The 23,159-nt window shown below is 39.6% G+C and carries 22 protein-coding genes, 2 tRNA genes and 3 pseudogenes; 1 reads left to right on the forward strand and 26 read right to left on the reverse strand.

Translation table 11 applies throughout. The annotated features are described in order from the left end of the window. Nucleotides 1–11 precede the first annotated feature (11 nt). The 25 genes and pseudogenes from sufC to PCY08_RS02810 form a co-directional block, all read right to left on the reverse strand. Nucleotides 12–782 (reverse strand): Fe-S cluster assembly ATPase SufC, encoded by a 771-nt coding sequence (sufC, locus tag PCY08_RS02690; protein WP_301559335.1) that lies wholly within the window; start codon nt 780–782, stop codon nt 12–14. Nucleotides 783–934: 152 nt separating this feature from the next. Then, the gene (locus PCY08_RS02695) at nt 935–1,129 is read right to left on the reverse strand and encodes a DUF3272 family protein (RefSeq protein ID WP_001081607.1); all 195 of its coding nucleotides are present in this window, start codon (nt 1,127–1,129) and stop codon (nt 935–937) included. A gap of 22 nt (nt 1,130–1,151) precedes the next feature. Beyond that, nucleotides 1,152–2,816, reverse strand: a complete 1,665-nt coding sequence (dnaX, locus tag PCY08_RS02700; protein WP_301559336.1) for a DNA polymerase III subunit gamma/tau — start codon at nt 2,814–2,816, stop codon at nt 1,152–1,154. Then, nucleotides 2,816–3,313, reverse strand: coding sequence for a GAF domain-containing protein (locus PCY08_RS02705; RefSeq protein ID WP_301559337.1), 498 nt, complete (start codon nt 3,311–3,313; stop codon nt 2,816–2,818). Before PCY08_RS02705 ends, dnaX begins: the two co-directional genes overlap by 1 nt. A gap of 85 nt (nt 3,314–3,398) precedes the next feature. Further along, complete coding sequence (rpsA, locus tag PCY08_RS02710) at nt 3,399–4,601, reverse strand: 30S ribosomal protein S1 (protein ID WP_001001618.1); 1,203 nt, start codon at nt 4,599–4,601, stop codon at nt 3,399–3,401. Nucleotides 4,602–4,763: 162 nt separating this feature from the next. After that, a tRNA-Gln gene (locus PCY08_RS02715) sits at nt 4,764–4,835 on the reverse strand. Nucleotides 4,836–4,844: 9 nt separating this feature from the next. After that, a tRNA-Tyr gene (locus PCY08_RS02720) sits at nt 4,845–4,925 on the reverse strand. 49 nt (nt 4,926–4,974) lie between these two features. Further along, the gene (locus tag PCY08_RS02725; RefSeq protein ID WP_301559338.1) at nt 4,975–5,205 is read right to left on the reverse strand and encodes a DUF2969 domain-containing protein; all 231 of its coding nucleotides are present in this window, start codon (nt 5,203–5,205) and stop codon (nt 4,975–4,977) included. 134 nt (nt 5,206–5,339) lie between these two features. Continuing rightward, on the reverse strand, nt 5,340–5,984 hold the full coding sequence (gene pcp, locus PCY08_RS02730; RefSeq protein ID WP_301559339.1) for a pyroglutamyl-peptidase I: 645 nt from the start codon (nt 5,982–5,984) through the stop codon (nt 5,340–5,342). 13 nt (nt 5,985–5,997) lie between these two features. Then, complete coding sequence (locus PCY08_RS02735; RefSeq protein ID WP_301559340.1) at nt 5,998–6,921, reverse strand: SP_0859 family membrane protein; 924 nt, start codon at nt 6,919–6,921, stop codon at nt 5,998–6,000. Then, on the reverse strand, nt 6,918–7,607 hold the full coding sequence (locus tag PCY08_RS02740; protein WP_301559341.1) for an SP_0858 family membrane protein: 690 nt from the start codon (nt 7,605–7,607) through the stop codon (nt 6,918–6,920). Before PCY08_RS02740 ends, PCY08_RS02735 begins: the two co-directional genes overlap by 4 nt. Nucleotides 7,608–7,641: 34 nt before the next feature. Then, the gene (locus tag PCY08_RS02745; RefSeq protein WP_301559342.1) at nt 7,642–9,609 is read right to left on the reverse strand and encodes a peptide ABC transporter substrate-binding protein; all 1,968 of its coding nucleotides are present in this window, start codon (nt 9,607–9,609) and stop codon (nt 7,642–7,644) included. 21 nt (nt 9,610–9,630) lie between these two features. Beyond that, complete coding sequence (locus PCY08_RS02750) at nt 9,631–10,653, reverse strand: branched-chain amino acid aminotransferase (protein WP_301559343.1); 1,023 nt, start codon at nt 10,651–10,653, stop codon at nt 9,631–9,633. Between the two features lie 124 nt (nt 10,654–10,777). After that, nucleotides 10,778–13,255: a DNA topoisomerase IV subunit A gene (gene parC / locus PCY08_RS02755; RefSeq protein WP_301559344.1), complete on the reverse strand. Its 2,478-nt coding sequence runs from the start codon at nt 13,253–13,255 to the stop codon at nt 10,778–10,780. A 216-nt stretch (nt 13,256–13,471) separates the two neighbouring features. Then, a complete protein-coding gene (locus tag PCY08_RS02760) occupies nt 13,472–14,293 on the reverse strand; it encodes an aminoglycoside 6-adenylyltransferase (RefSeq protein WP_301559345.1) in 822 nt (273 codons plus the stop codon). A 16-nt stretch (nt 14,294–14,309) separates the two neighbouring features. Next, a pseudogene (locus PCY08_RS02765) lies at nt 14,310–14,528 on the reverse strand (GNAT family N-acetyltransferase); the annotation flags it as partial. Nucleotides 14,529–14,594: 66 nt separating this feature from the next. After that, a complete protein-coding gene (locus PCY08_RS02770; RefSeq protein ID WP_301559346.1) occupies nt 14,595–14,969 on the reverse strand; it encodes a GNAT family N-acetyltransferase in 375 nt (124 codons plus the stop codon). Nucleotides 14,970–15,070: 101 nt separating this feature from the next. Next, nucleotides 15,071–15,583 (reverse strand): annotated as a pseudogene (locus PCY08_RS02775) (aminoglycoside 6-adenylyltransferase); the annotation flags it as partial. Further along, the gene (locus PCY08_RS02780; RefSeq protein WP_301559347.1) at nt 15,573–16,115 is read right to left on the reverse strand and encodes a hypothetical protein; all 543 of its coding nucleotides are present in this window, start codon (nt 16,113–16,115) and stop codon (nt 15,573–15,575) included. The gene PCY08_RS02780 and the pseudogene PCY08_RS02775, both read right to left, overlap by 11 nt. Next, complete coding sequence (locus PCY08_RS02785) at nt 16,115–16,600, reverse strand: hypothetical protein (protein ID WP_301559348.1); 486 nt, start codon at nt 16,598–16,600, stop codon at nt 16,115–16,117. Before PCY08_RS02785 ends, PCY08_RS02780 begins: the two co-directional genes overlap by 1 nt. A gap of 124 nt (nt 16,601–16,724) precedes the next feature. After that, nucleotides 16,725–16,826: pseudogene (locus PCY08_RS02790) on the reverse strand (YkvA family protein); the annotation flags it as partial. 264 nt (nt 16,827–17,090) lie between these two features. After that, nucleotides 17,091–19,034 (reverse strand): DNA topoisomerase IV subunit B, encoded by a 1,944-nt coding sequence (gene parE / locus PCY08_RS02795; protein WP_301559349.1) that lies wholly within the window; start codon nt 19,032–19,034, stop codon nt 17,091–17,093. Between the two features lie 147 nt (nt 19,035–19,181). Continuing rightward, the gene (locus tag PCY08_RS02800) at nt 19,182–20,024 is read right to left on the reverse strand and encodes an amino acid ABC transporter substrate-binding protein (protein ID WP_301559350.1); all 843 of its coding nucleotides are present in this window, start codon (nt 20,022–20,024) and stop codon (nt 19,182–19,184) included. Between the two features lie 9 nt (nt 20,025–20,033). Next, on the reverse strand, nt 20,034–20,663 hold the full coding sequence (locus PCY08_RS02805; RefSeq protein ID WP_301559351.1) for an amino acid ABC transporter ATP-binding protein: 630 nt from the start codon (nt 20,661–20,663) through the stop codon (nt 20,034–20,036). A 10-nt stretch (nt 20,664–20,673) separates the two neighbouring features. Then, entirely contained in the window at nt 20,674–21,315 is a 642-nt protein-coding gene (locus PCY08_RS02810; protein ID WP_006153198.1) for an amino acid ABC transporter permease, read from the reverse strand. Nucleotides 21,316–21,530: 215 nt separating this feature from the next. On the opposite strand from PCY08_RS02810, the gene plsY reads away from it, so the two are divergent. Continuing rightward, the gene (gene plsY, locus PCY08_RS02815) at nt 21,531–22,172 is read left to right on the forward strand and encodes a glycerol-3-phosphate 1-O-acyltransferase PlsY (RefSeq protein WP_301559352.1); all 642 of its coding nucleotides are present in this window, start codon (nt 21,531–21,533) and stop codon (nt 22,170–22,172) included. A 30-nt stretch (nt 22,173–22,202) separates the two neighbouring features. On the opposite strand, the gene PCY08_RS02820 is transcribed toward plsY, so the two are convergent. Beyond that, nucleotides 22,203–23,159 carry an ABC transporter permease gene (locus tag PCY08_RS02820; RefSeq protein ID WP_049509105.1) on the reverse strand — a complete coding sequence of 319 codons (957 nt, stop codon included), beginning with the start codon at nt 23,157–23,159 and terminating at the stop codon, nt 22,203–22,205.

Consider the following 23,159-nt stretch of genomic DNA (forward strand, 5'->3'; position numbering starts at 1 on the left):
ATACGAGGGAATTACAATTCTTCCTTGTAGTCATAGCCAAGTTCTTCAGCTAATTTTGCGTATCCTTCTCGTTCCAAACGTGCCGCCAATTCTGGACCACCAGAAAGTACAACACGACCTTCCATCATAACGTGTACTACATCTGGCGTGATATAGTTCAAGAGACGTTGGTAGTGAGTAATGATCATAGCACCAAAACCTTGACCACGCATAGCATTAACACCTTTAGAGACAACTTTAAGAGCATCGATATCAAGACCTGAGTCAATCTCATCCAAGAGGGCAAAAGTTGGTTCCAACATCAAGAGTTGAAGAATTTCATTACGTTTTTTCTCACCACCTGAGAAACCTTCGTTGAGGTAACGTTCTGCCATTTCTTCTTTCATGTTGAGCAATTCCATTTTTTCGTCTAGCTTAGTGATAAATTCACGAACTGAAATCTTCTCATCATCTTCTTTACCAGCATTCATAGCTGCACGAAGAAACTCAGCATTGGTAATTCCAGGAATTTCTGATGGATATTGCATTGCAAGGAAAAGTCCCATACGCGCACGCTCGTCCACTTCCAACTCAAGGATGTTTACGCCATCAAACAAAACTTCACCTTTGGTTACTTCATAGTTTGGATTTCCCATGATAGCGGCTGAAAGAGTTGATTTACCAGTACCATTTGGTCCCATGATAGCGGCAATTTCTCCTGTTTTAAGGGTCAGGTTAACCCCTTTTAAAATTTCTTTTCCTTCGATTTCAACGTGAAGATCTTTGATCTCTAATACTGACATGATAATTCCTTTCTTTTCAATCCGTTTTACCATTTTCACTATAAAATTGTTCTTAGTTTTCTAGTAAAAAACGATAAAATATCAATAAATATACTTTAATAGTATAACAAAAAAAAGCCTAAAAGGCTTTAATTTTGTCTAGAAGCTGAGGGTTACTTCTTTCCACGAAAATGATCATCTATAGCGTTGACAATTTTACCCATAATATAGCTGACTCTAAAATTTCTTAGGATTAAAATAGCCCAAAGCAAGGCCACAATATACCGTTGCTCCATGATGGATTCATTAAAGAAATAAGTCTCAGCAGCAGTAAATAAGGCCATAATTATAAATTGTTGTCTGTTCATCGTATTATGTCACAAAATCCTTTTAATCTTCTGCAATGGTTACTTTATCCGCTAAAAACTCAAATCCTTTAGGGAGGACAGATTCCTCAACTTCTTCCTTAACGGGTTGACCTTGAGACGATTTAGCTTTAGCTGAGAAGTCTGCTCTGACTTCTTTCCACTCGTCCATAGATATAGCAAGAATCTCTGGTGAAAATCCCGCTGCTTGACTAAGTATATTGCCAAACATGGTATTGAGATTATCACGTTTCATGGTCTGACCAGCATTGAAGTTAGACTCAAATGCAAGAATGGCATGATGTTCATTAGCCGCAACAGGTTGAGAACCAACTAAAAGTGCCTTATCAGGACCTGACAAGCTTTCAATAACTTCTCCCCAAGCATTTTGAAGACGTATTAGATTTTGACGGGCTAAATCAGGATTTTCAACCGCTTCTTGAAGAATAGACTGAACCTTATTGCGATCTACGCGATAAACTGACTTGCTGTTAACTGGACGACTCGGTGTTGGTGTAGTCTGCTTAGGACTCATGTTAACATTTGCCAGAGCCTGTTTCAATCGCGCAACTTCTTCTCTAAGTGAGGCTAATTCTCCACTTGTATCATCTGATAATGTTGGTTTTGAATCTATCTCTGCCAAACGAATGGTCATCATTTCAGCATAAATCTTAGGCTGTAAGCTAGCCTTGATATCAGCTAAACTACTTGTCGAAACTCCAATCATTTCAAACAAAACAGCCTGTGAAAGACCTAGGTTATCCTTAAAGAGATCACTATGGTGAGTATTCTCCCCACCAGTTTGGACAATCAAAATATCCCTTAGATACTGCAACAAATCCGTTACAAATCGTGTCATGCTTTTTCCGTTATCAAAAATCAAATTAAGATTTTCCAAAGCACGAGTCACATCTTTTTGTGCCAAGGCAGCCACATAATTATCCAAAGCACTTAGACTAATAGTCCCAGTAATTTCCTCAGAAACAGCTGTTGTTAATCTAGCATCTTGAGTCAAGCTCAATGCTTGGTCTAAAATGGACAAAGCATCCCGCATACCACCTTCTGCTCTACGAGCGATAATCTCAACAGCTTCAGTTTCATAAGTAATCCCTTCCTTTTCTAAAATATGGAAGATATGATCTCGAATATCCTGAGTTCTAATAGATTTGAACTCGAAGCGTTGAACACGAGACAAAATGGTTGCAGGAATCTTATGAAGCTCTGTCGTTGCTAGGATAAAAACAACATTAGGAGTGGGTTCTTCGAGAGTTTTCAAAAGGGCGTTGAAGGCTCCAGTTGAAAGCATATGAACCTCATCAATGATATAGACCTTATACTGAGCTACACTTGGAGCATAAGTTGATTTATCACGGATATCACGAATTTCATCCACCCCATTGTTAGAGGCCGCGTCCATTTCGATAACGTCTTCCAAGCTACCGTCTGTCACCGCCTGACAGATATAACAGTTATTGCAAGGTTCTCCTCCCTCTTGATTAGGGCAGTTCATAGCCTTGGCAAAAATTTTGGCTACACTGGTTTTTCCAGTTCCACGAGGCCCTGAAAATAGATAGGCATGGCTGATTTTTTCCTGCTCTACAGCTTGTTTAAGAGTTTTGGCAACAATTTCTTGACCTACTAACTGTGAAAATGTTTGACTTCTATATTTTCGATAAAGGGCCTGATACATTAAGCTTTCTCCTCAAACATTGAAAAATTCCATTCGGTTTTCTCTAACAAAATAGCAACAAACTCTTCTAGATATTTCTGATCCAACTCATCATAATCATCAACAAGAGATGAATCTAAATCTAAAACGCCAAAAAAACGTCCCTCTTTAACCATTGGCACAACAATTTCACTACGAGCACTACTATCGCAAGAAATATAGTTTGGATAGGTTTTTACATCACCAACAATCACTGTTTGACGACTAGCTGCTGATTCGCCACAAACACCTTTTCCAAGAGCGATTCGTACACATGAAACTCCACCTTGAAAGGGTCCCAAGATCAGTTCATTCCCATCAAATAGATAGAAACCTGCAAAAACAGTATTGGGAAAGCTTGTTTTTAGCAGAGCACTGGCATTTGATAGATTAGCCAACACATTGGGCTCTCCTTCTAAAAGATAAGAGAGCTGTTCATTTATTGTTTGATAAAGTAATTCTTTTTCTGAATATAACATAAAACCATTATATCAAAAAATGCTAGTAGAAAAAAGAAAAATCCCTTGTTTTAAAAACAAAGGATTTTATTCAAATTCGAATGGATTAAAGTTCGATGTCTCCGAACAAGTCAGCCATTGAGAATCCTGTTTGAGTTTCAGGAAGTTCAAAATCACGTTTTTCTTGACGTTTTGGACGACGTGGACGTGGAGCGCGTTTTTCTTCTTTTTGTCCTTCTTCTTGAGCTGGACGTTCTTCAAGAGCTTTGATAGAAAGTGAAACGCGTTCTGCATCAGCGTTAACTTCAAGAACTTTAACAGTAACTTCTTGACCAACTTTAAGAGCTTCTTTTGGATTTTCAATACGTTTGTGTGAAATTTGTGATACGTGAACAAGTCCATCGATACCTGGCAATACTTCAACAAATGCACCGAAGTCAGTCAAACGTTTAACTGTACCTTCTACAACATCACCTTTAGCCAATTTTTGCTCAACGCCATCCCATGGTCCAGGTGTTGTAGCTTTAAGTGAAAGTGATACACGTCCTTCTTCTTCGTTAAGATCAAGGATTTTCACTTCAACTTCTTCACCAACAGTTACAACTGATTTTGGTGAAACGTTACGTTCGTGTGACAATTCAGTCAAGTGAACCAATCCGTCAACACCACCAAGGTCGATGAAAGCACCGAAGCTTGTGATACGTGCAACTTTACCAGTTACAACATCACCAACAGCCAATTTACCAAATACTTCAGCACGAGCTGCTGCAGTTGCTGCTTCTACAACTTCACGACGTGAAAGGATGAAGCGGTTTTCTTTAGGATCAACTTCTTTGATTTTAGCATCAAACTCTTGACCTACAAAACGCTCAGTGTTACGTACAAAACGAGTATCCAACATTGAAGCTGGGATAAATCCACGTACACCTTCAAATTCTACTGAAAGTCCACCCTTAACAGCGCGAGTTCCTTTAACTGTAACAACTTCTTCTTCGCGTCCTACAAGTTTGTCCCATGCTTTGCGAGCTTCAAGGCGTTTTTTAGATACAAGGTATGTTACTGTATCAGTATCTTTACCAACTACTTGACGAAGTACAAGAACATCCAATACTTCACCTACTTTTACAAAGTCATTGATATCTGCATCGCGATCGTTTGTCAATTCGCGAAGAGTCAAGACACCTTCAACACCAGTTCCAGAGATTGCAACGTTAGCTTGAGTAGCATCAACTGTCAATACTTCAGCACTAACAACATCACCTGGCTCAACTTGGCTAACGCTATTTAGCAAATCTTCAAATTCGTTCATCTAAAAAATCCTCCAACAATCAAGTTTTTCTTAAACTTGACATACTTATAATTTTTTCCTAAGCACCCGCAAAGACATGTTATATCGTTCACGTCCTTCAATTATAAAAATAAAATACCCTAAGATATTTTTCTTTTTATCCTTGAATTTATTACCTAAGAACTGGGGTAGCTGGATTCGAACCAACGCATGAGGGAGTCAAAGTCCCTTGCCTTACCGCTTGGCTATACCCCAAAAGTGAAATGGAGAGAGAGGGATTCGAACCCCCGAACCCGAAGGAGCGGATTTACAGTCCGCCGCGTTTAGCCTCTTCGCTATCTCTCCAATGTTCAACAAAAACTATTATATCATGAAAAATTACAAAAAACAAGCTTTATTTTGCTAAATTATAGTTTTCAATCAAAATTTCCACAGCTTTTTCAAGTTTTTTATAAAAACTATCGACATTTCCATTCTTTATGATCGCAAATTGATTATCTAGTTCAGCAATTTCACCAATAACCTTTTTACCAATCGTTAAAGTATACCCTTCATACTTTTCTTTACCAACTAAAACAGTTGCGTCTGCTAATTGAATTTCAATTTTTTTATCTTTTTTACTCATACGATACCTCTTTTCACTCTTCCTATTGTACAAGAAATTTAAAAAACTGGCAAGAAAAAACTCTTTATCAACACAACCTTGATAAAGAGTTTTTGTGACAAAATCTAATTTTTTAATCTAGGGAAGACTCATTGTTAATGAGTTGTCCCACCCACTAATTTTATGTCCTTATCTTTATAATCTACGATAGCACCAATCGCAGCTTCGATACCTCTGATGATATCAGTTAAATTCATAGATGCTGTATTAGGTTTATTGATCACCTGTTCCGTCATATAGGGAATATGCATAAAGCCTGCTCTCATATGTGGAAACTTTTTATCCGCTAAATAGAGAGCCTGGTACATCAAATGATTACAAACAAAGGTTCCTGCTGTATTGGACACTGTAGCTGGCAACTCTTCCTCTTTAATCGCTTGAACCATTGCCTTAATAGGTAGTGTGCTAAAATAGGCAGCTTGACCGTCCAGGCGTATAGGTGTGTCTATCGGCTGATTTCCTTGGTTATCTGGAATTCTAGCATCATCTTGGTTGATGGCGACTCTCTCAGGAGTTAGACTAGCTCTTCCTCCTGCTTGTCCAATGCAAAGCACCGCATCTGGCTGATATCGTTCAATTTCTGCTTCTAAAACCTCTGCTGATCGATAAAATACCGTTGGGATTTCTACCCAATGAATTTCAGCTCCATGAATTTCTTTCGGTAATAATTTAACAGCTTCCAAGGCTGGATTGACCTTTTCACCACCGAAAGGCTCAAAACCTGTTACTAATATTTTCATTTTATTTCCTTTGCTAAAATGCCAAAAAGTACATCAAAAATATATGTAGGATGATCATGATAACAGCTACTCCTACTTGCGCTTTGATAACCCCATTTGGATCTTTCATATCCAGGAGAGCTGCCGGTAAAGCATTAAAGTTAGCCGCCATTGGAGTCAATAAGGTTCCACAGCAACCTGCCGTCATTGCTAGAGCTGCAGCCACGATTGGATCAGCTCCCAAGGCAAATACAAAGGGAACTCCAATTCCAGCAGTAATAACAGTAAAGGCAGCAAAGGCGTTACCCATTATCATGGAGAATAAAACCATCCCAAGGACATAAGCTACCACACCCATAAAACGACTACCCGAAGGAATTAGACCACTTATCAAATGAGAAATCAGGTCTCCAACTCCTGCTACGGTAAATATTGCCCCTAAAGCACCTAAAAGTTGAGGCACAATCCCACTGGTTGAAACTTGTTGAACCATACGATTGTTTTCTGCTAACAAACTTCTAGGAGAACTCTTAGTAATCAATAAAAGAGAGATGGTTGCAAAAAATGCTGCAAGACTGATAGCAATCTTACTAAACTCAGGGATCATTTTTGCTAATACCAAAGCAATCAAAGCCATTAACATGACTGGAATAAAAATTTTATTCTTTAGTCGTTTAGCTTCAATGTTTGCCTTGACTTCATCCAGAGACGGTAAGGTTCCGATACGAACCTGTTTAAAGAGAGTTAGCAGGGCTAATAGCACTACGATAACTCCAATACAGACAGAAGGTAGATAGGAACCACCGATAAAACTGATACCCAATAAAGCCCAAAACCCAGCCGTTCCAAAGCGAACTGGGTTTGTTTTATCTTTATAGCTACAATAAGCTGTATGAAGGAATTGACAACCAATCACAATATAGGTCAACTCTAATAACTGTCTTGCTAGATTGGTCATTCTTCTTTCCCTTTACTAACCTTATTTGCTAGCAGTTTTCTATCAAACAGGTAATTGTAAATCCCAACTATAAATAGGGCAATTCCTGCAACTATAAGCGAAGCTGAAGCAATTCCTGCATAATTACTTTCGTAACCTAATTGGTCCAGTGTGCCCCCTATCAAGAGGACACCACCTGCACCAACGAAAGTGTTTTGAGCAAAGAAATTTGCGAAATTATCATTTGCTGCTGCACGCGCTTTTAGCGCTTCGCTTTCCTGCTCCGTTAATTTTCTACCTAATTGAGACTCTGCTGCTGCTTGTCCCATGGGTTGAACCAAAGGCCTTACAAACTGCGGATGTCCTCCAAGACGAATGGCAAAGAAACCATCGAGTTCCCGAAAAAAGAAATACACTGTATAAAAACTTCCAACTGTTAGTCCCTTTATCTTTTGAATCAAGTCAATCGAACGTTGCTTGAGGCCAAAAGTTTCAGATAAACCTACTAGTGGCAAGGTTACCATAAAAATCGTCAGAACTCGTTGATTACTAAATTCTTTTCCCAAAATTTCCAAGAACTCAACAAGAGAAACTCCAGAAACTAGAGCTGTAACTAAACTAGCTAAGACTACCGTTGCTATGGTATCTAATTTATAGATAAAACCAATCACAACGATAACTATCCCTATTAGTTTAATCCATTCCATATAGGCCCCTTTATTCCAAAAGTACTAGTCTGTTTTATTTGACATGACTTTCTAATTCTTTTTGGTATTTATTGTTTGATTCCAATTTTTCTTTTTGCCATTTTTCAAGAGCTGCTTGGTATTCTTTAGCTGATACAATCTCTTTTTGCAATTTCATTCCCTTGAAGATGTATGGATCACCCTTAATACCAACTTGTGAGTATGGTTTAGAGAAAGGAACAATGTTGCTGACAACTGGTGAACCACCTGATGAAGCTGTTGGCATCAAGAGAGAACTATCAGTAAGCCACGCTTGAGCTTTAGCATATTTTTCATATCTCTTGTCCAAGTCGCTTGTCTCAGAAACTGCATCATCCAAGAGTTTCTTATATTCGTCCAAACCTAGTTGAGCTACTACTTCCTTGTCTTTTCCTTTAGTGATACCAAGGTGTTTCATAGCAGAACCGGTCTTAGGATCCATGATATTGAGATAACTTGCTGGATCTTGGTAGCTTGGAGCCCATCCAGTACTGTTCAAGTCATAGTCTTTTTGAGCAGGAACACGTGCTTGAGATGTAATGCTTTCCTTCTCGTTATCAGTCATTTGAAGAACATCGATCACGACATTTTCAGAACCAAGTGTTGACTCGATTGATTGTTTAAAGGAATTACTTTGTTGAACAGCAATTGTATCTGTTTGCTCAACTGGAACATCCAAGTGAATTGGGAAGGTTACACCTTTTGCTTCCAATTCTTTCTTAGCTTTTTCAAATGAAGCTTTGGCTTTGTCAAGATTGTAGATGGTATCTTTTCCGTCAACGAGCTCAACACCTTTCCATTGGTCTCCATAGTTGACCAATTCTTTTTGAGCGATATCACCAAAGTTTTTACCACCAGATTGAACGAAATTGTCTGGTACTAAGCTATTACGAATAATCTTATCCGCACCATCTTCACCATTGAGCTGGGCAGCATAAGAATGACGGTTGAAGGCAAAGTTGATTGCTTGACGGAAGTCCTTGTTCAACATTGCTTCTTTTGTAGAAGTTTTCTGTTCTTCACTTGTTTTCGCAGTCTTATTGAAAGATTGTCGGTTTACGTTAAAGGTAAAGTAGTAACTAGTTGAATCCTGTGGGCTGTAAGTAATTTTATCTCCGTATTGTTCCAAAGTTGAGGCAAAGTTTGAGCTACTTGGGAAGAGACGGGCTGTTGTGTAAACACCTGAAGAGAAGCTACGAATCAAGGATTCTTGGTCTGAACCATCATAGTAAGTTAATTTAACTTTCTCGATTTTAACCTTATCTTTATCCCAATAATTTGGATTCTTTTCATATTCGATTAAAGATTTTGAAGTCAATGTCTTCAAGATATATGGACCGTTATAAAGAATACCAGCTGGGCTGACCGTTCCGTAATTCTTACCTGATGCTTTGAGGAATTCTTCATTTACTGGCAACATAGTTGCTGAAGTTACTTTTGAATTCCAGAAAGTTTCAGGTGCGTTTAGAGTGTACTGGACAGTGTAATCATCTACCGCCTTAACCCCAACTGTTGAGAAGTCGTTAGTCTCACCAGTCATATATTCATTCAAGCCCTTGATTGAGTTTTGAATAAGAGTGACACCGTCTGATTTGCCATCTGCTACGTGTTTCAACCCAGTAACAAAGTCATGTGCTGTTACCTCAGCGTATTCTTCACCTTCTGATGTGTACCATTTAACTCCTTTACGAAGTTTATAAGTATAAGTCAAACCGTCTTGTGAGACACTCCAATCCTCAGCAAGGGAAGGAATCAAATTCCCATATTCATCGTTTTCCAACAAACCATCAACGACGTTACCGATGATATCAGTTGTTGAAGTACGAGTTGCGATACTGTAGTCCAAAGATGATGGGTCTACTCCATAGACATAAGAGAAAGTTGTAGGCGCATCTGCTTCCTTGTCAGCTTTCCCACAAGCTACAAGAAGAACTGCTGTACTCAGGACCACTCCTGCTGTTAACATCCACTTTTTCGTTTTCATAAAGATCTCCTTTAATAATTTTTAATCTACTTTTACAATCCAACCTTCTGGTGCTTCAATGTCACCAAATTGGATACCTGTCAATTCATCGTATAGTTTACGAGTTACTGGACCAACCTCTGTCTCACTGTAGAAAACGTGGAAGTCATCACCGTGTTGGATTCCCCCAATAGGTGAGATAACTGCCGCAGTACCGCAGGCACCGGCTTCTACAAATCGATCCAGGTTATCAATTGGTACATCCCCCTCAACAGGTTTCAAGCCCAAACGATGCTCTGCCAAGTAAAGCAATGAGTACTTGGTAATGGATGGCAAGATTGATGGGCTCAATGGCGTTACAAACTCATTATCAGCTGTAATCCCAAAGAAGTTTGCTGAACCAACTTCTTCAATCTTGGTGTGAGTTGATGGGTCAAGATAAATAACATCTGAGAAATGACGAGATTTAGCCATTTTTCCTGGCAAAAGACTAGCTGCATAGTTCCCACCGACCTTGGCAGCCCCTGTTCCATTTGGTGCAGCACGGTCATACTCATCTTGAATCAAGAAGTTTGTTGGAACCAATCCACCCTTAAAGTAATTTCCAACTGGCATAGCAAAGATAGTAAAAATATACTCCTCAGCTGGTTTTACCCCAATGATATCTCCAACACCAATCAAGAGTGGACGGAGGTAGAGGGTTCCACCAGTTCCATAAGGTGGTACGTATTCCTCATTAGCACGAACAACGGCTTTACAAGCCTCTACAAACATTTCTGTTGGAACTTGTGGCATCAAGAGACGATCACAGGTACGTTGTAGACGTTTAGCATTTTCATCTGGACGGAAGAGTTGTACGCTACCATCCTTTGTACGATAGGCTTTCAATCCTTCAAATGCTTGCTGTCCATAGTGAAGACTTGGAGATGATTCTGAAATATGCAAGGTCGCATCTTCTGTTAATTCTCCTTGAGTCCATTGTCCATCTTTAAAATAAGCGATATAACGATAAGGTAGTTTCATATAGGAAAAACCGAGATTTTCCCAATCGATCGTAACTGTCATGACAATCTCCTTTATTCTAATCAAGCTTTGTGTTCTATTCTACACTATTCTCCTAAAAATTCAAGTATTATTTGTAATTTTCTGAAAATTTTACTTATTAAAAATCAGTCACTAGGACCGATTTTTAATTTTCTTTGTCTTCTTTAAAGATTTCTTTGAGATAAGCATCAAAAACTTCTTCATCAGAAATGCTATCTGAGATAAAGCTTCCATTGCTTGTACGTTCTGATAGATTCAAATCTTGTAGGATTGATTCGTAAATCGTTCCATTATTTGATTGAATCACAAGTGTTTGTTCTCCATCTTCTACTTCTGTACTAAAGAGATCTCCAACAAATCCTTGTTCTGAGACCGCTCCAGCCAAGAATACGCGATGGGGTTTACTCTTTAATTCTCTCAAGACTTGAAGGCCACGATTGGCACGACTGGTTGCTGGAATTTCCTCTGTTGAAACACGTTTCAAGCTTCCACGTTGCGTTAAAAGGTAGAAAGAAGATGTATTGCAGATAAAGGCTGCTTGTATCACATCATCTGCTTTGAGATTCATGGCTTTGACCCCTGCAGCTTTGGCACCGATAACTGGCACTTCTTCGATGTTAAAGCGGAGGGCATAACCGTTTCGACTGATCAACAGAACATCATCCAATTTAATCGGAGCTACTGCTACAATCTGGTCAGTATCGTCTTTCAACTTAGCGTACTTGACAGATTTAGAACGGTAGGTTCTCCATGGAGAGAATTCTTTGCGTTCTACGCGTTTGATTTGTCCAAGTCGTGTTGCTGCAAAATAAGTTGTCGCATCATCAAATTGATCAACAACTTCTACATAGAGCACTTCTTCATTGGTTTCAAAGTTTGTAATAGACTGGCTCAAATGCTCTCCGATATCCTTCCAACGAATATCTGCCAACTCATGGACTGGTCGATAAATGACGTTCCCAAGCGTTGTAAAGATTAAAAGATGCTGGGTAGTTTTCACATTTTGAACGAATAGCAATCGATCATCATCCCGTTTACCAATTTCTTCTAAGGTTGAAGCTGCAAAGGAACGAGGGCTAGTCCGTTTGATATAACCTGCCTTAGTCACGCTAACGTAAGTATCTTCTTCAGCGATAAGGCTAGCTGTATCAATCTCAATGACTTTTGCTGTATCTTCTAAAGTACTCAATCGAGGTGTCGCAAATTTCTTCTTGACCTCACGAAGCTCTTTTTTCATGAGATTGTACATAGTTCGTTCATCACCGATGATAGCTGCAAGCATAGCAATCTTTTCACGAAGTTCTGCTTCTTCTTCTTGCAAGACAACCACGTCTGTATTGGTCAAACGATACAATTGCAAGGTAACAATGGCCTCAGCCTGTTCTTCTGTAAAATCATAGCTGACCTTGAGGTTTTCCTTGGCATCAGCCTTATTCTCAGAAGCACGGATAAGGGCAATGACTTCATCCAAAATTGAGATAACGCGAATCAAACCTTCCACGATATGGAGACGTTTTTCAGCCTTTTCCTTGTCAAAGCGAGAACGCGCCAAGATCACTTCACGACGGTGGGCAATATAGCTAGACAAGATTGGTACAATCCCAACCTGACGAGGTGTGAAATTGTCAATCGCCACCATGTTGAAGTTGTAATTGATTTGCAAGTCAGTATACTTGAAAAGGTAGTTGAGAACGAGCTCCGTGTTCGCATCTTTCTTGAGTTCAATTGCGATACGAAGACCATCACGGTCAGACTCATCCCGAACCTCAGCGATACCTGCCACCTTGTTATTGACACGAACTTCATCAATTTTCTTGACTAAGTTAGCCTTATTAATCTCATAGGGAATCTCAGTGATAACGATTTGTTCCTTACCACCTTTTAGCTTCTCAATTTCAGTCTTGGAACGAACAACCACGCGTCCTTTCCCAGTTTCATAGGCTTTTTTAATCTCATCACGACCTTGGATGATAGCTCCCGTAGGGAAGTCTGGTCCAGGCAAGAATTCCATCAACTTATCAACCTTGGCAGTCGGATGGTCAATCATATAAACCGTAGCATCAATAACTTCGGCCAAATTATGCGGTGGAATATCTGTGGCATAACCAGCTGAAATCCCAGTTGAACCATTGACTAAGAGATTTGGAAAGGCTGCTGGTAAGACAGTTGGTTCTTTCTCGGTATCGTCAAAGTTCCAAGCAAAAGGAACTGTCTTTTTCTCGATATCCTGAAGGAGATAGCCTGCAATCTCAGACAAACGGGCCTCTGTATAACGCATAGCCGCAGGTGGATCTCCGTCCATGGAACCGTTGTTCCCGTGCATTTCAACTAGAATCTCACGGTTTTTCCAGTCCTGAGACATACGAACCATAGCATCATAGATAGAAGAATCTCCATGTGGGTGGAAATTACCCATGATGTTCCCGACAGACTTGGCTGATTTACGGTAGCTCTTGTCAAAAGTATTACCATCCTTATTCATCGAATAAAGAATACGACGTTGAACCGGCTTCAATCCATCACGAATGTCTGGCAAAGCCCGGTCTTGAATAATGTACTTGGAGTAGCGACCAAAGCGCTCTCCCATGATGTCCTCCAAGGACATGTTTTGAATGTTACTCATATAGGATACAAAGCCCGTAAAATGCAAAGTGAAAATAGGAAATTCTTAAAGCGAGCGACGCTCTCAAGAGAATTTATCTTTTTCACACAGCATTTAGGGCGTGTTCAACTCCTTTCAAAGAATGTAGAGTAGGTTTTTATAGACAAAGGTGTTCAGTTACTTTATATAACTAAACTATCCTTTCTGTAGTTTAAAGTTATGAATTATGTTCTTTATTTAATTAGTGTTTTGAAGTTTCTCCTCAGCATACTCAATCATCTTCTCAGCTACTTCCCTATCGTAGTCTAAGCCCATCTTTTGGGCAAGCCTTTGAGCTTCTTGGTGAAAAAGTTGCATCGTAGCCAATAAAGACTGAGTGATTTTGTCTAAACTTGAGAAATCAAGTAGATTTGAGAATTCCTTCTCCTTCTCAGCAGTCAAGTAGTTAAAGAGATACTTGTAGTTTTTACCGATGCCGACTGCTTCTCTATCACTTGCCACCTGCCAAGCTAAGATTTTCAAGAGTTCTTGCTGGCAAATACCGTAGAGATGATCCGTCGCATAGATGACTTGCTTTCGACAAATTCCTTTGACCACGTAGGCTGACACCCACCAAAATTCATTACAAGATTTTTCAAAATCCGTCTCACTAGCTGGATGTATCCAGAAACGCTCTGGACTTGGAGAATAGGTCTCAAACAAGCCCTTAGTGTCCTCTAGCACCGTAAAATCCGCTTCGCTTTCTACCCACTCTTGAATGTGGTCTTTGGGGCAGAGGGTTAAATCAATCCGATTGCCATCTTCAAATAGCATGATATAGAGACGACGGTTGCCTAGGATATTATGTTGCTCAATGATACGTGTGCCAAACTGGTCTAACCAAGAAAGGTCACTCGTCAGATTATCTAAGTCGTCCACGACATAGACCACATCGTAATCCTGAAACTCATCTTTTGGTGCTTTTGGATTTGTCCGCGAGCCGGACATGGCGACTGCATCGACTTGTAGCACTTTTGCGGTTTGCAAAATCACATCAAACATCTCGGTTTCAGTTCTCATTGGAATACCTGCCTTTTTAGTGGAAACTCTTGATTCTGTATAGGACATGTCTATAAAGCAGACTGTCTGCTGGAACTTTTTAATTATCAAATTCTTTGACAAATTCCATGCTCAGTTTTTGCATAACTTTTTGCGAAAGTTGATTGAGTAAGGATGTAAAAGAGTAAACTTCTGACAAGCCAGCCTGCTGAAAAGCAAAGTCTAGACAGGTTTGGGCAGCCTCCGTCGCATAACCATCTTGGCTAGTTCAAGCGAATCTGTCAGACCCAGTTTGTTGTCAAGCGTCATTGGCTGTCTCCTTTCATTCAGATTTTCTAAATCCTGTACCAACAGGCTTAAAACTTATTGACCGATAAAATCCATCTGCTTCAGATATTAATTCAATCCGTGTCAAAGGATATTTTTTGTGGATCTCCTCAATCAGCTGCTGTCCCAGTCCTTTTCTGCGGCGGGATTTATCAATAATTATTTCAGCTAAAAAGGTCGTCATCACTTCATCCGTCAGATAACGGGCAAAGCCAAGGATTTTCTGGTCCTCTTCAAGCACCAAGTAATGAGACAGATTTGTTGAAAATAGAGATGTCACTTTTTCCTCTGTAAAAGAAAGCCATTTTTCACTTTGATAAAGGCTATAAATAGCTTGACAATCTTTTCTGCTTGCAGGTCTGATAATCATCTTCTATTCCTCCAAATCTGTCAGACTTAATTAACACTCACCACTGCTTCCGTTACCTTCATAGCAGGTTTGCGTTTTTTGTAGCGGCTGCGGATGGTTTTGAGATGATCCGTCGCATAGATGACTTGCTTACGACAAATTCCTTTAACCACATAAGCTGACACCCACCAAAATTCATTGCAGGCTTTTTTAAAATCCGTCTCACTAGCTGGATGTATCCAGAAACGCTCTGGACTGGAAGAATAAGACTCAAACAAGCCCTTATCATCTACTAAAACTGTGAAGCAAGCCTCGCTATCCACCCACTCGTTGATATCTTCTTTAGGACAGAGGGTTAAATCAATGCGATTCCCATCTTCAAAAAGCATGAGAAATAAACGGCGATGTCCAAGAGTCACTTCTTGCTCTACGATACGTTTGCCGAACTGGTCCAGCCAAGATAGATTGCTTGTCAAATTATCCAAATCATCCACAATATAGACCACATCATAGTCTTGAAATTCATCTGTTTGAATCTTTTGGTTTGTACGCGAACCAGATAGGGCCACAGCATCAACCTGTAACTTTTTAGCTATTTGTAAAATCAGGTCAAGCATTTCCTGGTCAGTCCTCATGCGGTTCATCCTCAGTGGTCTCTAAGTTCTGAATAACAGGATCTTCATTTCTTTGCTTAAGAAGCTTCTGAACTCTTTTTCTTTCAAGTATCCAAAGTAGGAATTGAATTCCTGAAAAAAGGCCTTGCAAGAAAATAAGTATATAAATTTCTTTCGTTTCTCTAAACAATACAAAAACATTTACAATTGAGAGGAGAAATATAATCGTAACGTTGCATATTAATATCCGATCAAACTTACTAGGAAAATACTTGATGTGTTTGATACTTTTATAAAGAGTAGTAATCGCATAAGTTAAACTTAAAGGTATATGGGTTAGTAAATAAAATATCCTTAAAAATACTTCTAAGTAGGGGTCGTCTATAGACGGATTAAATAATACGAACACACCAATATTACACGCCATAAATACTAAGGAACTTAATGAGTTTGAATATTCTATTTCCTCTCTATTGGAGATTGCATCAAGAATTATACCAGCGATAACAATGATTTCGAAAAAGAAAAATATCATTATTAAAGAACTGTTCACTATTCGACCTCCTTTACCTTCTGAACTCTTTTTCTTTCAAGCTCTCCGACTATAAATTGAATGATAGAACTAAATCCAAAAAAAGGTAGCAGCAACATAATTCCCATTTCTTCCGTCAGCATTAAAAATAGGAAATTAATAACTGAAAATATTTCTAAAAACCAGGCATTTAGCCTAAGAAGTTTTGAGTAACTACTAGGATAATGTTTGAGATGTTTATTGCTCTTATAAATAGCTGTGAATCCAAAAGCTAAGCTAGCTGGTGTGAAAATAAAAATGTCAAAAGTATAGAATAGCAAACCTGCATAAGGATTGGATCTAAAAGGATTATCAAATAAAAAGACACAGGCGGTTACTATAGCTAATAGTAAGAATTCAAGAAAGCGAATTTTCTCAGGTTTTCCTTGTTTAGCTGTTATAAACATAACTGCAACCATAGCCAAAACTATCGCAAGAAAAGGAGTATGATACAATAAACTTATCATGATGTATACCTCTTTTAGAGAGCTAAAATTAAGAACTATAGACGATTTTTCAGATCAATCCTTGAGACTGACGCCATTTATCATAGGTTTCAATGTCTATTTTGACCATATTCATACAAAGTCCTACAACAGCCATATCATCCAAGTAGCCTGCTAACGGAATAAAATCTGGAATAATGTCAATTGGGGAAAGGAAATAAATAAGTGCGCTTAAAACAGCTAAAATAGTCCCATAAGGAACCGTGGTATATTTTCCTTGAACATAATTTTTCACTAAAGAAATCATGACTGGGATCATTGTAAATTTCTTACCAACCAATGGCATCTCTTTTATTTTTTGCTCCAAACGGTACAAAAAATCATCTAATTCATCTTTATCGTTTAATAAGGCCTCAGATTGCGCATAGCCACTTTCAAGAGCTTCTTTAACTTGCTCTTCACTTAGATTTTCAGACATATCTTGTCCTCCATTTGTATTTATATCCTAATTTTAAAACACAGTCGCTTCTTCCAGTGTAAACTTGACATTGTCTTCGATCCACTTACGGCGTGGTTCAACCTTGTCACCCATGAGGACATTGACGCGACGTTCTGCGCGGGCTAGGTCTTCAATCGTAACACGGATAAGGGTACGAGTTTCTGGGTTCATGGTTGTTTCCCATAGTTGGTCCGCATTCATCTCACCAAGTCCCTTGTAGCGTTGGAGGGTAGCACCTTTACCAAACTGCTTACGTAGTTCTTCTAGCTCACCATCTGTCCAAGCGTAGGCCACTTCTTCTTTCTTACCTTTCCCTTTTGACATCTTGTAAAGAGGTGGAAGGGCGATATAAACATGACCTGCCTCAACTAGCGGACGCATATAGCGGTAAAAGAAGGTTAAGAGAAGTGTTTGAATGTGGGCACCGTCGGTATCGGCATCGGTCATGATAATGATTTTGTCATAGTTGGCATCTTCAAGCGAGAAGTCTGCCCCAACACCAGCACCGATGGTATAAATCATGGTGTTGATTTCTTCATTTTTGAGGATATCTGCCATCTTGGCTTTTGCTGTATTGATCACCTTACCACGAAGAGGCAAGATAGCCTGGAACTTGCGGTCACGACCTTGTTTGGCAGAACCACCGGCAGAGTCCCCCTCGACCAGATAGAGTTCGTTCTTAGCTGGATTTTTTGACTGGGCTGGGGTCAATTTCCCAGACAGCAAGCCCTTATCTTTCTTATTTTTCTTGCCATTACGACTCTCATCACGCGCCTTACGAGCCGCTTCACGGGCATCACGAGCCTTGATGGCTTTGCGAATCAGATTAGAAGCCAACTCCCCATTTTCCATGAGGAAGAAGGTCAACTTATCAGCTACAATCCCATCTACAACGGGACGAGCAAGTGGACTTCCTAGTTTGTCCTTAGTCTGTCCTTCAAATTGTAAATGTTCTTCAGGAACTAGGATAGAAAGAACAGCTGATAAACCTTCACGGTAATCGGATCCTTCAAGATTTTTATCTTTTTCTTTGAGAAGGCCAGTTTTTCGCGCATAGTCGTTCATGACTTTGGTAATGGCAGACTTAAGCCCTGTCTCATGCGTTCCACCGTCTTTGGTACGGACATTATTAACAAAGGACAAGATGTTATCTGAAAATCCATCATTATACTGGAGGGCTACTTCCACTTGGAAACCATTGTCTTCCCCTTCAAAGTAGAGAACTGGTGTCAAGGTTTCCTTGTCCTCGTTGAGGTAGGAAACAAAGTCCTGAACTCCATTCTCATAATGGAACTCGATTGACTCGTCTGTTCGCTTGTCCGTTAATGACAAGGTTACATTTTTCAAGAGAAAGGCTGACTCATTGAGACGCTCTGAAATGGTATTGTACTTGAAGTCTGTCGTAGAAAAGATACTAGCATCCGGCATAAAGGTCACTTTGGTACCCGTTTTAGACTTAGGTGCCGTTCCAACCTTTTCAAGAGTGGTTACTGGCTTCCCACCATTTTCAAAGCGTTGTTTGTAAACAGCCCCATCACGTGTAATTTCTACTTCGAGCCAACTAGAGAGAGCATTTACGACTGAAGATCCAACCCCGTGGAGACCACCAGAGGTCTTGTAACCACCTTGACCGAATTTTCCTCCAGCGTGGAGAATGGTAAAGATGACCTCAACCGTTGGAATCCCCATAGCATGCATCCCAGTCGGCATCCCACGTCCGTGGTCTTGAACCGTTAAACTTCCATCTTTATTAATCGTTACATCAATACGATCACCAAATCCAGATAAGGCTTCATCGACTGCATTATCGACAATTTCCCATACTAGGTGATGGAGACCAGCACCGTCAGTCGATCCGATATACATCCCTGGACGTTTACGGACCGCATCCAACCCTTCTAGCACCTGAATGGCGTCATCATTATAATTGTTAATATTGATTTCCTTTTTTGACACAAGGAACCTCCTATTTGTTCATCTTTTCTATTTTACAGGTTTTCTAAGGATTTTGCAAAATTTTCAAGTTAAAAGCCTATTCACAAGTCCTATTTAGTAAAAAAATCACTCATTCCCGCCCTAAAAAAAGAAACCAAGACGAGAGTCTCAGTTTTCTTTTCCTTTAACTTGACTTGTTGCAATATCTTCACCAAACCATTTTTGGCTGATTTCTTGGAATTTCCCTTCTTGATAGAGCTCCACAAAAGCTTTATTTAAATTTTCTAGCAAAGTCTTATCAGCCGGTCTTACTCCGACTGCAAAAGACTCACTCTCAAAACCTGCTGGAAAAATCTCATATTGGTCTAAAAGACCTTCTGTTTTAAGATAATAGTTGGCATAGACACGGTCAATTAAAAGAGCATCAATCCGATCATTTTGCAAGTCAATCAAGGCTTCATTAAAACTCTGATACTGGTTTGCTTTTTGATCTTTTACGATATTTTTCAACAGGTCAGGTTGAGCTTCAAAATCTAGATAACCAGAAGAACCTGCTTGGGCCCCCAAAATCTTATCTTTCATATCCGAAACTGACTGGATATTTTGCGATTTTTTTGACACGAGAACCTGCTGATTCTCCATATACGGTATTGTAAAGGCTACTTTCTCACGGCGTTCATCAGTCGCCGAATATCCATTCCAGATTGCATCAATAGTCCCATTTTGAAGTTCTGTTTCCTTCATATCCCAATCAATGGGTTGAAACTGTACCTTGAACCCCAGTTTCTCAGAAACAGCTTGGGCTAAGTCAATATCAAATCCAACATATTGCCCATTCTTTTCTTCAAATCCCATAGGAACAAAGGTATTGTCAAATCCAATAGTAATGCTTCCTTGTTGTTGGTATTTTTCCCAATTATCTACTTTAGGATTGCTAGCTTTTTGCGTGCATCCTACCAGGAAAAAAGCCAGAAAGAATACCAAAACAAGGCTGATTTTCTTTCGATTCATAGACACCTCCTACTTAGGCTCTACTTTGAGAATCTGGTCAGCAATATTCTCTGCAAACTGGAGGTCGTGGGTCACGACAATCTGCGTCATGCCTAAGTCTCGATTTTGTAAAATCAGTTTTTCAACTTCGAGACGCAACTCTGGATCAAGGGCAGAAGTTGGTTCATCATACCCAATCACTTCTGGATCTATCATCATCGCACGTGCTAAGGCAACCCGTTGCTTTTGACCACCAGATAAAGAATATGGATAGGCATCCGCATGAGCTTCAAGACCTAGACGAGCGAGTAAGTCGATTGCCTTCTTCTTAGCATCTGCTTCAGACATCCCCATAGTCTTGATAGGTGACAAGATCAAGTTTTCCATAACGGATAAGTGAGGAAAAAGCTGAAAATCTTGAAAGACAAAACCTAACAAGTGACGCTTTTCAAGTTCATCCAAAGGTAGGGATTCTCCATTATAAAAAATCTCTCCTGAATCAATGGTTTCTAGTCCAGCTAACATTCTAAGCAAGGTAGTCTTCCCACCACCAGAAGGACCAACGATAGCCAAAATCTGTTTTTCAGGAATTGTTAAACTGAAATTGGATAAAATTTCTTTTTTTCCAAATTTTTTGCTGATATTTCTTAACTCTAACATGGAAAACCTCCTATCTATAGTAGCTGAACTTTTTCTCAAGTTTCTTAGCTAGGATTGTAACGATACCAATCATAAGAAGATAGATAGCTCCTGCTAGAAACATTGGAATCAAGCTAGCATCACGATTGGCTGCAGTACGACTGGCTAGGATTAAATCTGAAATACCGAGTGCATATACCAAAGAAGTATCTTTAACCAAACTCATAACCTCGTTAAATACACTTGGTAGGACAATCTTGGTCACCTGTGGCAAGATGATGTAGCGAACGGTATCGATAGGATTGAATTTTAAAACTTTCGCTGCCTCATATTGCCCCTGAGGAATGGTTGCAATCCCACCCCGGAAAATTTCAGCAAAATAGGCTGCATAATTAAGCGTGAAGGCAATAATGGCTGCTGGTACTCGGTCGAGTCGAATTCCGATACTTGGCAGGACATAATAAATAAAAATTAGTTGCAAGAGCAAGGGTGTCCCGCGCATCACCCAGATATAGATATCAATCATGTAATGGAGGGGTTTCCAATGGACCTGTAAGCAAAAGGCAACCAAAATGCCTAAAGGGATTGAAAAGAGTAAGACCAGTGCAAAAACTTGTAAAGTCATTGTAGCACCGCTCAATAAACTTGGTAATATCTCGAATAAGTAAGACATATTCCACCTCCTAAAAATAATTGTTCCTATTATAGCATAAATAAACACAAAATCAAGGATTTTCAGAAATTTCCATGAATTTTTAAAACTTTAGCCTTAATTTCCGAACAATAGTATTCATAATATAAATTTTCTACTTACATAAAGTATCAGATGTCACAAATTGAGAAAAGATTCCTTTCCGTTTCTCTCCTATTTCATGGTATAATAGAAGCATGATGACAATAGTATTATTAATTTTAGCTTATTTATTGGGTTCTATCCCTTCAGGACTGTGGATCGGGCAAATCTTCTTTAAGATTAATCTAAGAGAACATGGTTCTGGTAATACTGGAACGACCAATACCTTTCGAATCCTAGGTAAGAAAGCGGGTATGGCAACCTTCGTGATTGACTTTTTCAAAGGAACCATCGCAACCTTACTCCCACTTATCTTTCATGTTCAAGGTGTTTCACCTCTAGTCTTTGGCCTTTTGGCTGTGATTGGGCATACCTTCCCAGTATTTGCAGGCTTTAAAGGAGGAAAAGCTGTCGCAACTAGTGCTGGAGTCATTTTCGGATTTGCTCCTCTATTTTGCCTCTATCTAGCAGTTGTTTTCTTCGGCACTCTTTATCTAGGCAGTATGATTTCTCTCTCTAGTGTTACTGCTGCCCTTGCTGCTGTACTTGGGGTGATTCTCTTTCCGCTTATCGGTTTCCTACTGCCAAGTTACGATATATTATTTGTAGTGATTATCCTAGCCCTCGCAAGCTTAATTATCATTCGCCATAAGGATAACATCAATCGTATTCAAAACAAAACTGAGAACCTAGTTCCCTGGGGACTAAATCTTACCCATCAAAAACCTAAACAATAAAGCGTCAGTTTCAAACCGACGCTTTTTTGTTTATTTAGATTTGATATAGTTGATACCATCTGCCTTCGGTGCAACTGCTTTACCAAAGAAGGCTGCTAGAACGACGATGGTCAAGAGATATGGTGCAATTTGCAAGTAAACGGCTGGAACTCCTTGCAAGAAAGGAAGTTGAGAACCGATAACCGCCAAACTTTGTGATAGTCCGAAGAAGAGACTTGAAAGCATAGCTCCAACAGGATTCCACTTACCGAAAATCATTGCAGCAAGTGCGATAAATCCAGGTCCAACGATGGTCGTAACTGAGAAGTTAACGGAAATTGACTGAGCGTAGATAGCTCCACCGATTCCTCCAAGGAAACCTGAAATCACAACTCCAAGATATCTCATCTTGTAGACATTAATCCCCAAAGTATCTGCTGCTTGTGGGTGTTCACCAACTGAACGGAGGCGAAGTCCAAAGCGAGTTTTAAAGAGGACAAACCATGCTAAGAATGAAAAGGCAATTGCTAGGTAACCAAGTAAACTTGTTGACTTGAAGAAGATATCTCCGATAACTGGGATATTAGCCAAAAGAGGGAAATCAAAACGTCCAAAAGTTTGCGTTAAGTTATCCGTTTGTCCCTTGTTATAAAGCACTTTGACTAAGAAAACAGCCAAGGCTGGCGCCATCAAGTTAAGTACGGTACCACTGACAACATGGTCAGCACGGAAATGAACTGTAGCTACTGCATGAATCAGTGAAAAGATAGCTCCAACTAATCCACCAACTAGCAAAGCCAACCAAGGAGTTAATGCTCCCAAATCTTGTGCAAATTCAAGATTAAACACAACTCCAGAAAAGGCACCCATAACCATGATTCCTTCAAGTCCAACGTTAACAACTCCCCCACGTTCAGAGAAAACGCCTCCGATACTTGTGAAAATAAGTGGTGCTGAATAAATCAACATTGAAGAAACCATAAGGGTTAACATTGTTGTAATCGACAT

It is taken from the genome of Streptococcus sp. SO4 (genome assembly GCF_030440055.1).
GTDB classification, from domain to species: Bacteria; Bacillota; Bacilli; order Lactobacillales; family Streptococcaceae; genus Streptococcus; species Streptococcus nidrosiense.